At 74.4% G+C, this 4369-nt stretch carries 3 protein-coding genes; 1 reads left to right on the top strand and 2 read right to left on the bottom strand.

Going from position 1 to position 4369, the window contains the following annotated elements; all coding sequences use genetic code 11:
• Positions 1 to 115: 115 nt before the first annotated feature.
• Positions 116 to 1492, bottom strand: a complete 1377-nt coding sequence (locus ACWGJO_RS41125; RefSeq protein ID WP_452190899.1) for an FAD-binding oxidoreductase — start codon at positions 1490 to 1492, stop codon at positions 116 to 118.
• 28 nt (positions 1493 to 1520) lie between these two features.
• A complete protein-coding gene (locus tag ACWGJO_RS41120) occupies positions 1521 to 2762 on the bottom strand; it encodes an acyl-CoA dehydrogenase family protein (protein WP_452190898.1) in 1242 nt (413 codons plus the stop codon).
• A gap of 192 nt (positions 2763 to 2954) precedes the next feature.
• Between ACWGJO_RS41120 and ACWGJO_RS41115 the strand changes: the two genes are divergently transcribed.
• Positions 2955 to 4343, top strand: coding sequence for a condensation domain-containing protein (locus ACWGJO_RS41115; protein WP_452190897.1), 1389 nt, complete (start codon positions 2955 to 2957; stop codon positions 4341 to 4343).
• Positions 4344 to 4369 lie beyond the last annotated feature (26 nt).

Here is a 4369-nt window from a genome sequence, read left to right as displayed (position 1 = left end):
CCGCCGAAGCGCCCGCCGAACGGACGACGGAGGGCGCTTCGACAGCAGGTGGATCGGCGGCGGGCCCCCGGGCGGGCGCACCCGCGGCAGCCGGGCGGCGCGCGCCCGGCGGCGGTCAGTAGCGGGCGGAGGCCCCCGGCGGCACGTCGTGGCGCAGCCACCCGGCGGGGTCCACCCGGCGGCGCACCCGGTCCACCCGTTCGACGTCGGCCGCGGACAGGTGCCGCTGCGGCTGCTCCAGCCGCTCGACCAGGGTCGGCGCGGTCCGGCCGGTGTCCCAGGGCGTCAGGGCGGAGCGGACCTCGGCGCAGTGCGCCCGGGCCGCCGCCGTCGCGGCCGGGTCGACCGCCAGGCCGCCGGCGGTGAAGGCGAAGGCGGCATCGAGGTGGCTCAGAGCCCCGCCGTCCGGGTCCGGAACCGCGAGCGCGCCGCCGAGCTGCCGGAGTTCGGCGTTGACCAGTGGCGATCCCGAGCCCTCGCCGAGCACCCGCAGGAACGCCTCCGCGCCGTCCGCGCCGAGGTCGGAGAGCAACTGGTGGTCCCCCACCACCGGCACCGGATCGGTCGGATCCATGTGGGTGCGGACCACGGCCGGCGGGGTGGTGGTCTCCCAGGTGTCCAGCACCGGCTCGGCGACGGCCCGGAACCGGCCGAGCAGGTCGGCGGCCCGGCGTTCGGCGGTCGCCAGGCCGTCCTCGGTCGGACTGAGCACCACCCCGGCCAGGCACACCACCGGACCGCCGGTCAGGACCGGCGGGATCTCCGGCACGGCCGGCAGGTTCATCACCCGGAACGCGGTGGTGACGGCCTCCGGGGCGTCCCGGGTCCAGCTCAGCCAGCGGGACAGCAGCTCGGGGCCGTACGCGGCGGGCCAGAAGGCGGCGCCGGTGACCACCCGGGCCGCCGGGAAGAGCGCGATCTCGATCGCGGTGACGACACCGAGTCCGCCGCCGCCCCCGCGCAGGGCCCAGAACAGCTCGGGGTCGGCGGTCGCCGAGACGCGGCGGAACTCGCCGTCCGGTGTGACGAGTTCGATCGCCCGGACGCTGTTCACGGCGAGCCCGGCGCGGCGGCCGTAGAAGCTGATCCCGCCGCGCAGCAGGTAGCCGACCACGCCGACCGTGGGCGAGGTGCCGTGCGGCGCGGCCAGCCCGTACCCGGCGGCGGCCTCGACCACCGCGCCCCAGCGCGTTCCCGCCGGGACGCGGGCGGTGCGGGCCACCGGGTCGATCACGACCGGGCCCGCGGGCTCGGTGCGGACGAGCAGGGATTCGTCCATCGGGCGGGCCGAGCCGGAGGCGTGCCCGGTGGTGTGCACCCGGACCCACCGGCCCGCGCGCTGGGCGTGGCGCAGCGCCGACTGGACCTGTCCGACGGTGCGGACCGTCACCGCCGCCGCGGGGCGCACCGGCGCGGCCAGGTTGAACACGGCGGTCGCGGCGGCGAAGGCACGCTCCCCGGGCAGCGCGACGGCGTGCTCGGTCTCGGTCATGGCAGGAGCTCCTCGGCTCGTTGACGGGTCACTTGACGCCGAACCGGGCACGGGCCAGCTCCCGGGTGGTCACCGCGGACAGGAAGACCCCGATCCCGGAGTGGCTGTGCAGGGTGGACAGGTCGCGCCAGACCCGCTCGATCCGCTCCCCCTGCCGCACCGCGCTCGAACCCGCCGTCGGGAACAGCTGTCCCTCCACGGCGTGCCAGCACAGCCGGATCACCTCGCGGCAGATGGTGGCCAGGCGCAGGTCGTGCTCCCGGGTGAAGGCGCCCGGCCCCCGGGCGCACAGCTCCTGCCACTGGGTGATCGCCTGCAGCACGGCCGCCTCGGCCGTGGCGATCATGCCGGCCGCCTCGCCGTACCAGAACTGGTAGTCCGGGTCCTCGGCGCGGGTGACCACGGGCGGGAACAGCGTCGTGCGGGAGAGCATCAGCTCCTCGTAGGCGTCCAGCGCGCCCTGGGCCATGCCCACGGCGAGCGAGGCCACCTCCAGCACCATGAAGCTGAGCGAGCCGCCGCCGTACTCCGGGTTGCCGTGCAGCCGGTAGCCGGGCGTGCCCCCGTCGACGACGACCTCGCTCATGTGCGTCCGCGGGAGCGTCAGGTGGTCCGGGACCCGGCCGTCCTCGATCACGACGCTGTGCGAGCCGCTGCCCTTGAGGCCCAGCTGGCCGCCCCAGTCGTCGAGCCGGCGGAACTCGGCGCGCGGAGCGACGAAGAGCATCGGCGCGGGCGGTTCGCCGGCCTCGCCGGGCACCGGGACGTGACCCATGAAGTGCGTCGCGTACGGCGAGCCCGAGCAGTAGTTCCAGGTGCCGTCGATCCGCCAGCCGCCGTCCTCGGCGCGCTCGGCCTTCCCGTTCGGCACGATGGTGGCCGGGCAGATGAAGTCGCCGCCGGCGAAGAGCTCGGCCTGCGCCCGCTCGTCGAACAGCGAGGCCGCGGGCAGGGCGTGGGTGGCGCCGAGGCAGTACATCCACCCGGTCGACGGGCAGCCGCGGGCCAGCGTCATCGCGACCCGCAGGAAGGTGTCGATGCCGAACTCGTAGCCGCCGTAGCGCTTGGGCACGAGGATCCGGTAGAAGCCGGCCCCGGCGAACGCCTCGTGGGTGTCCTGGGCGTAGTAGGTGCGCTTCTCGGTCTCGGCTTGCCGGGGCACCAGGAGCGGCGCGATGGCCTCGGCCCTGGCGATGATCTCCCCGGGTGTCAGACCGGGCTCGGGCGGCTGCGGCGAGCCGGACCCTGCGGCGTTCATGGCGACCGTCATTGCGGCGCAGCTCCTCTACGGTTCGGGCGGGCGTTCCACCGAAGCTGGATGGACTTTCCCGGCCAGCCTGGCCCGCGGCCCGGCCGGTGCGCATCTCCCGGATTGCCAGCACGATCGAAGAACCCACGGCCGCGGGGCCGTTGCTACGGTTCCGGGGCGAATTCGCCCCGGACTCCGTGAGAGGAATTCCCCATGAGCCCCGATGGAAAGCCGCAGTCGAACGTACCGGCGAGCAGGACGCCACTCTCCTTCAACCAGGAATTCCTCTGCGGCTTCGACCGCGGGGACGACGAGGGGCCGTTCGGCCCGAGGTTCCACATCGTGCACGGCTGGCGCCTGCGCGGGAAGGTCGACGCCGCGACGCTTCAGCTGGCCCTGGACGACGTGGTGGTGCGGCACGAGGCCCTGCGCACGGCCATCGTCCGGGGCGAGGGCGAGCGGTACCAGGAGATCCATCCGCCGACCCCGGTCCGGCTGGAGCTGCGGGAGCTGACCGGGGCGGATCCGGCGGCGCGCGAGCGGGCGGTGGAGGACCTGATCACCGAGGTGGAGTCGGGCACCATCAGCGCGCGGGAACTCCCGCTGCTGAAGGCCACCCTGCTCCGCTTCGACGAGGAGGACGCGGTCCTGGCCCTCGTCGTGCACCACACGGCGGCCGACGGCTGGTCGGTGCGGCTGATCATCCGCGATCTCGCCGTCCGCTACGCCGAGCGCCGCGGGCACACTCAGCCCGAGCTGCCGGTGGCCCTGCCGTACCGCGAGTTCTCGGCGTGGCAGCGGGAGTACGCGGCGGATCCGGCGCTGGAGGAGTCGCGCGCCTTCTGGCGGGAGCAGCTGGCCGGCGCCGAGATCTACTCGGTGGCCACCGACCGGCCGAAGTCGGCCGGCCTGCCGGAGTCCACCGCCATCCACCGCTTCACCGTCGACGCCGAACTGACCGCGCGGGCGGTGGAGATCGGCCGGGCGCTGCGCAGCACGCCGTTCATGGTGCTGATGGGCGCGTTCGCGGTGATGGTCGCGCGCTCCTCCGGAACGACCCGGGTGGTGGTGCCGACCTTCTCGCCGGGCCGCGGCGAGGACCGCTTCCACCACACGGTCGGGCCGTTCTTCAACTTCCTCCCGCTGTGCACCGAGCTCGCCGGGTCCCGCGACTTCGCCGAGGTGGTCGCCCGGATCCGCACCACCAGCCTGGAGGCCTACGCCCACGACATCCCGTTCGGGCAGATCCTCGGCCAGGCACCGGAGTTGATGCTGCCGACGCTGGAGGACGACCGGGCGGCCTGTGTCTTCCAGGTCTTCCCGTTCCCGTTCCTGCTGGACGGGGAGCTGATCGGGGACCTGGAGTACACCGAGGTGCGGCGCCGGCTCACCTCGCAGCCGGTGGGCTCGGACGTGCCCAACGGCGCGCTGTGGACGCTCAACCTCGACCCGGCCGGGGACGTGGTCGCGGGCATCCAGTACAACAGCAACCTCTACGACGAGAGCTCGGTGGCGGAGCAGGTGGACCGCTTCCGCGCGGTGCTGCGGGAGCTGGTCGGCGCGCCGGACGCGCCCCTGGACCTCCGTACCGAGCGTTCCTGAACCACTGGGGCCGACGGTGCCCGCCG

The organism is Kitasatospora sp. NPDC054795 (assembly GCF_053611565.1).
Note: the sequence above shows the minus strand (reverse complement) of the source record. Positions and strands in the feature narration are given on the sequence as shown.